Annotated in this window: 6 protein-coding genes; 5 read left to right on the top strand and 1 reads right to left on the bottom strand. The window is 63.1% G+C overall.

Annotation, left to right across the window (positions count from 1 at the left end):
- The first annotated feature begins 9 nt into the window (after positions 1–9).
- Positions 10–1,275, top strand: coding sequence for a lytic murein transglycosylase (locus tag B3605_RS02025; protein WP_112944987.1), 1,266 nt, complete (start codon positions 10–12; stop codon positions 1,273–1,275).
- A gap of 3 nt (positions 1,276–1,278) precedes the next feature.
- Here B3605_RS02025 and B3605_RS02020 read toward each other — a convergent pair whose 3' ends face one another.
- Positions 1,279–2,910 (bottom strand): MFS transporter, encoded by a 1,632-nt coding sequence (locus tag B3605_RS02020; protein ID WP_112944986.1) that lies wholly within the window; start codon positions 2,908–2,910, stop codon positions 1,279–1,281.
- A 232-nt stretch (positions 2,911–3,142) separates the two neighbouring features.
- Here B3605_RS02020 and rimP point away from each other — a divergent pair, with 232 nt between their 5' ends.
- From rimP to B3605_RS02000, 4 genes are all read left to right on the top strand, one after another.
- Positions 3,143–3,748, top strand: a complete 606-nt coding sequence (gene rimP, locus B3605_RS02015; RefSeq protein WP_047506543.1) for a ribosome maturation factor RimP — start codon at positions 3,143–3,145, stop codon at positions 3,746–3,748.
- 60 nt (positions 3,749–3,808) lie between these two features.
- Positions 3,809–5,413: a transcription termination factor NusA gene (nusA, locus tag B3605_RS02010; protein ID WP_018899111.1), complete on the top strand. Its 1,605-nt coding sequence runs from the start codon at positions 3,809–3,811 to the stop codon at positions 5,411–5,413.
- Positions 5,413–6,102 carry an RNA-binding protein gene (locus B3605_RS02005; RefSeq protein ID WP_047506545.1) on the top strand — a complete coding sequence of 230 codons (690 nt, stop codon included), beginning with the start codon at positions 5,413–5,415 and terminating at the stop codon, positions 6,100–6,102. The genes nusA and B3605_RS02005 overlap by 1 nt, the downstream gene beginning before the upstream one ends.
- Before the next feature lie 99 nt (positions 6,103–6,201).
- On the top strand, positions 6,202–6,422 hold a 221-nt coding region (locus tag B3605_RS02000), incomplete at its 3' end, for a translation initiation factor IF-2 associated domain-containing protein (protein ID WP_296431946.1).

Raw genomic sequence — 6,422 nt, 5'->3', positions numbered from 1 at the left:
GTGGGGGAGATGTCCGGCAGGACAGATGGGGGTATTGCACGGTACGCCCTTGCCACCTTCTCCCTGCTCCTCAGCCTCGCAGCGACCGCCCACGCCGCCCCCTCGAAAGCCGAAGTCGAAGCCCAGTTCGAGCGCTGGGTGCAAACCGACCTCTGGCCGGAAGCGCAAAAGGGCGGCATATCCGAAAAGACCTTCAAGGCTGCATTCGCAGGCGTCACGCTCGACTGGTCGCTGAACGACCTCGCCCCTCCCGGCTTTCCGCCGCCGAAGCAGCAGAAGCAGACGCAGGCCGAGTTCTCCTCGCCGGCGCCCTATTTCAACGATGACCGGCTGAAGCGCCTGGCCGTCACCGGCCGCAGCTTCCAGACGCAGTACGCCTCGACGCTGAAGAAGATCGAGAAGACCTATGGCGTGCCCGGCTCGATCGTGCTCGCCATCTGGGGCCGCGAGACCGGCTTCGGCGCTGCCAAGATTCCGAATTCGGGCATCGAGGTGCTGGCCACCAAGGCCTTCATGTCCACCCGCAAGGAGATGTTCCGCACCGAGCTGATTGCCGGTCTGCACATCATCGACGGCGGTGATGTCGCGGCGGCCGATTTCAAGGGATCGTCGGCCGGCGCGCTCGGCCAGCCGCAGTTCATGCCGACGAGCTATCTGAAATACGCCGTCGACTTCGATGGCGACGGTCACCGCAACATCTGGACCTCGGTTCCCGATACGCTGGCCTCGATCGCCAACTTCCTGGTCAAGAAGGGCTGGCAGGCAAACCGCAGCTGGGGCTACGAGGTGACGATCCCCGAAAACGTCTCCTGTGCGCAGGAAGGGCCCGATCTCGGCAAGCCGATCGCCCACTGGAATTCGCTCGGCATCGACCGCATCTCCGGCAAGGCCTTCCCCTCGGGCGAGAAGAACGCGACGGGCATGATGATGGTGCCGGCCGGCCGCGACGGGCCGGAATTCCTGGTGACGCCGAATTTCTACGTCATCAAGGAATACAACAATTCCGATCTCTACGCGCTCTACATCGGCAATCTCGCGGACCGCATCGCCTATGGCTCCGGCGCGTTCGAAGGCGCCTGGGGCGATGTCGGCAAGATGCTGCGCTCGGATGTCGCCACCATGCAGAAGGCGCTGGAAAAGAAGGGCTACGATGTCGGCGGTTCCGATGGCCTGCCCGGCTACAAGACGCGCCGCTCCATCGGCCAGTGGCAGGAAAAGAACGGCATGAAGCCGACCTGCTATCCCGAGGCCCACATGATCGGCAAGCTCAAGTAAATTCTAGTGGTGCAGGTCGATATGCGCCTTGAAGAACAGGTCGTCGCTGGGCGGAATGGCCTGGCGTTCGATCATCCGGTGCACATGCGGCCCCGCTTCGCCGCGATGCAGCGCCCTTAGCCGGTCGGTGTTTTCGCCGTCCACCTGGGTTCGCCGCTGGTTGTGGCGGATATACTCGACCCAGGTCGGCGTGTGGTAGGTCTCGGTCCAGGAGCCCGGCTTTTCCAGATCGCGCATCAGCGCCCAGTTGCGGGCGCCGTCGCGGATGCGGATGCGCCGCCGCTCGCCCATCAGCTTCAGGAATTCCGGCACGTCGAGATCGTCGATCTCGTAATCGACCTGGATGACCACAGGCCCGCTGCGCGGCGTGATATCGAGGCCGAGCGACGGCTCGGTGAAGCGGTTGAGCGGATCGAGGTTGAGCGTCTCGAAAGCAGGCATGGCGAATTTCAGCCCGATGACGATGCCGAGCAGCATGACGACAGCCGACATCAGCAGCGCGTTGGCGACGCCGTAATTGTCGGCGGCGATACCCCAGATCCAGCTGCCCCCGGCAATCCCGCCGAAGGTCACGGTCTGGTAGAGCGACAGCGCCCGGCCGACCACCCAGCGCGGCGTCGACAGCTGCACGATGGTGTTGAACAGCGACAGCGCCAGCACCCAGCAGGCGCCCGAGATCACCAATCCCAAGCAGGTGACCGCCGAAACCGGGCTGAAGGCGGCAATCGCGGCGCTGAGCGCGAAGCCGGCAAACGACAGGCGCACGATCGTCTCGCTGGAGAAGCGCTCGCGCAGCCTTGCGTTCAGCACCGCGCCGCCGATAGCGCCGATGCCGAAGGAGCCGAGCATCAGGCCGTAGGTGAGCGGGCCGCCGACCACCAACTCCAGCGCCACGATCGGCAGGAGTGCCAGGATCGAGCTGGCGCTGATGCCGAAGATCAGCCCGCGCAGCATGACTTTCTGCAGGTTGGGCGACATCGAGATGTAGCGCAGCCCGGCGAAGATGGCGCTCCCGAGCGCCTCGCGCGGCAGCGTGGTCGCGGGATAGGTCGGCTTCCAGCGCATCAGCGCATAGATCAGCGCGAAATAGCTCATCGTATTGACGGCGAAGGCAGCAGCAGCGCCGGCGGCCGCGACGATGATGCCGCCGATCGCCGGCCCGACGCTGCGGGTAATGTTGAAGCCGACGCTGTTCAGCGTCACCGCGCCGGGCAGATCGGCGCGCGGCACCATGTCTCCCACCGACGCCTGCCAGGAGGGATTGTTGAGCGCCGTGCCGCAGCCGAGCAGGAAGGTGAAGAACAGGAGAAGCCAGGGAGAGAGGATGCCGAAGAAGGCGAAGATGCTGAGCAGCGCCGAGACCGCCAGCATGAAACACTGCGCCGTCAGCATCACCCGCCGTCTGTCGAAGCTGTCGGCCAGCGCGCCCGAAACCAGCGAGAAGAGCATGATCGGCAGAGCGGTGGAGGTCTGCACCAGCGCCACCATGTCGCCCGACGCGGTGATCATGGTCATCATCCACGCGGCGCCGACCGCCTGGATCAGGCCGCCGAAGTTAGAGGCGATGCTGGCGAACCAGATGGTGCGGTAGGTCTCGTGCCTGAGCGGTGCCAGTGTCGATGAAGTATAGGCCACGATTCCTCCCGTCGAATGCCATGCGCTGCGCCAAGCTATATAAGCGAAACGGCGATCAAGGCCACCGAGTGCCTGCCGCAACCGCGCCGCACCGCCGATGGAGCTTGCTATTTCGCGGAAACGGGCCTATATGGCTCTCAAATCTTGATCGCATTGATGAGGAGTGGGCCGCAAGGACCCGCTCTTTTTTATTACCGCGATCGCCCGAAAATATCGCTTAGGAGCGCATCGCTTGTCGGATTCGACGAACGCAGACAATGAACTTGAGCCGCGGCTGATCACCGAGACTGGCCTCGACCAGCGCCTCGCCGCCATCATCGAGCCTGTCCTCATCGACCTCGGCTACCGCCTGATCCGCGTGCGCATGCTCAACCAGAACGGCGCCACCATGCAGATCATGGCCGAGCGCAACGACGGAACCATGGATGTCGAAGGCTGCGAGGAGGTCTCGGTGGCCGTTTCTCCTGTTCTCGATGTGGAAGATCCGATCGATAAAGAGTATCATCTGGAAGTGTCGTCGCCCGGCATCGATCGCCCGATGGTGCGCAAGTCCGATTTCGTGCGCTGGCAGGGCCATCTCCTGAAGTGCGAGACCTCGATCATCGTCGGTGGTCGCAAGCGCTTCCGCGGCAAGATCGTTTCCAGCGACGTCGATGGCTTCACGCTCGAGCGTGACGAAGCTCCGGCCGGCGAGGAAAAGGCGATCGTCATTCCGTTCACGGCGCTTGCCGATGCGAAACTCATTCTGACCGACGATCTGATCCGTGATGCCCTGCGCGCCGACAAGCTGGCGAAGGCAGAGGCCGCGAACCAGAACGAAGCGGAAGACGAAGAATAAACCGATCAACTTGTGGCGCCGGGCAAGGGAAGCCTGGACGCCTAGACGGAGACAAAACACATGGCAGTCAGTGCGAACCGGCTCGAACTTCTGCAGATCGCAGATGCAGTCGCCCGCGAAAAGGTCATCGACCGCGAGATCGTGCTCGCCGCGATGGCGGACGCGATCCAGAAGGCGGCGCGCTCGCGCTACGGCACTGAATCCAACATCCGCGCCGACATCAACCCGAAGACCGGCGAAATCCGCCTCCAGCGTCTTCTCGAGGTTGTCGAGGCTGCCGAGGACTACTCGACGCAGATCCCGCTCGAGCTGGCCCGCGACCGTAACCCGGACGCAGCCCTTGGCGATTTCATCGCCGATCCGCTGCCGCCGATGGATTTCGGCCGTATCGCCGCCCAGTCCGCCAAGCAGGTCATCGTCCAGAAGGTCCGCGAAGCCGAGCGTGATCGCCAGTTCGACGAATTCAAGGATCGCGTCGGCGAGATCGTCAACGGCACCGTCAAGCGCGTCGAATACGGCAACGTCATCGTCGACCTCGGCCGTGGCGAAGGCATCATCCGCCGCGACGAAATGATCCCGCGCGAAAACGTCCGCTATGGCGATCGCGTCCGTGCATACGTATATGACGTTCGTCGCGAACAGCGCGGTCCGCAGATCTTCCTGTCGCGCACGCATCCGCAGTTCATGGTCAAGCTCTTCACCATGGAAGTGCCGGAAATCTACGACGGCATCATCCAGGTGAAGTCGGTTGCCCGCGATCCGGGTTCGCGCGCCAAGATCGCCGTGATCTCGAACGACAGTTCGATCGATCCTGTTGGTGCCTGCGTCGGTATGCGTGGTTCGCGCGTTCAGGCCGTTGTCGGCGAGCTTCAGGGCGAAAAGATCGACATCATTCCCTGGTCGCAGGACCCGGCGACCTTCGTCGTCAACGCCCTGCAGCCGGCTGAAGTCGCCAAGGTCGTTCTCGATGAAGATGCCGAGCGCATCGAAGTCGTGGTTCCGGACGAGCAGCTGTCGCTGGCCATCGGCCGCCGCGGTCAGAACGTTCGCCTCGCTTCGCAGCTGACCGGCTGGGATATCGACATCATGACGGAAGCCGAAGAATCGGAACGCCGTCAGAAGGAATTCAACGAGCGCACCAACCTGTTCATGGATTCGCTCGACGTCGACGAAATGGTCGGCCAGGTTCTGGCCTCCGAAGGCTTCGCCGCCGTTGAGGAGCTCGCTTACGTCGAACTCGACGAAATCGCCTCGATCGACGGTTTCGACGAAGACACCGCGCAGGAAATCCAGACCCGCGCCCGCGAATATCTCGAAAAGCTCGAAGCCGAGATGGACGAGAAGCGCAAGGCGCTCGGCGTTTCCGACGAACTGCGTGGCATCGACGGCATGACCGCCCAGATGATGGTTGCCCTCGGTGAGGACGGCATCAAGACGATGGAAGACTTCGCCGGCTGCGCAGCCGACGATCTCGTCGGCTGGAGCGAGCGCAAGAACGGCGAGACCAAGAAGTTCGAGGGCCTGTTCTCGAAGTTCGACGTTTCGCGCGTCGAAGCTGAACAGATGGTCGTTCAGGCCCGCCTCGCGGCTGGCTGGATCACCGAAGAGGACCTTGCGAAGGAAGCGGAAGCTGAAGAAGCTCCCGAGGCCGAGCAGGAAGTTTAATGTCTGCGCGTGAGCCTACCGTTTCTCCTGAGGACGACGATCTTGCAGGTTATGACGTGAATGGTCGCATGTGCATCGTGACGCGCGAAAGCGGATCGCCGGATGAGCTGATCCGCTTCGTCGCCGCTCCCGATGGGACGGTGGTGGCCGACCTGAAGCGTCAGCTTCCGGGTCGCGGCTGCTGGGTGAAGATCGACCGCGCTCTGGTCGACAAGGCGGTGGCGAAGAAATCCTTCGCCCGCGCCCTGAAAACGGATGTGAAGGCGGCCGCCGATCTCGGCGAGACCGTCGACAAGCTGCTGATGCAGCAACTGATGCAGATGATGAACATGGCCCGCAAGGCCGGACAGTTCATCACCGGCGCCTCGAAGGTGGATGCCGCGATCCGCAGTGGCGCGGCGCTTGCCGTGTTCCATGCAACGGACGCGGCGGCCGACGGCGTGAGAAAGATCGACCAGGCCCGCAAGGCCTGGCACCTCGGAATGGAGACCGAGGAGGAAATACCTTCCTACAAACTCTTCTCGGAGAGCGAAATGGAAGGCCTGATGGGTCAGAACGCTTTTATCCATGCTGCAGTGCTTGCAGGGCAGGCGGGTGAGGGTGTAGTGAAGCGCGCAAAGATGCTCGAACAGTACCGCAATGGCGGTCAGTCCCGGGCAGCGGGCGGCGCTGGCCGGCAAAAACAATGATACGGTCACCGGACTTGTCCGGCCCGATGTCATTGATCGACATTTTGATTGACAGGGACTGATGACGTCATCGCTCCCTGTCCGAAGGAACGGGAACGAATGACCGATAGCAATGACGACAAGACACTGAACGGCCCGGGCAAGAAGACTCTGACCCTGAAACCGTCGGGCGTAAGCCAGGGCACCGTGCGCCAGGATATGGGCCGCGGTCGCACCAAGGCGGTCGTTGTCGAGACCCGCAAGCGGCGCCCGATGCGCCCGGAAGACGAACAGCGCCCGATCACCCCGGTGGCAGCACCGGCAGCGCCCGTACGCGCCGC

The sequence above is a fragment of the Rhizobium sp. UBA1881 genome, from assembly GCF_002338015.1.
GTDB lineage: Bacteria > Pseudomonadota > Alphaproteobacteria > Rhizobiales > Rhizobiaceae > Rhizobium.
Note: the sequence above shows the minus strand (reverse complement) of the source record. Positions and strands in the feature narration are given on the sequence as shown.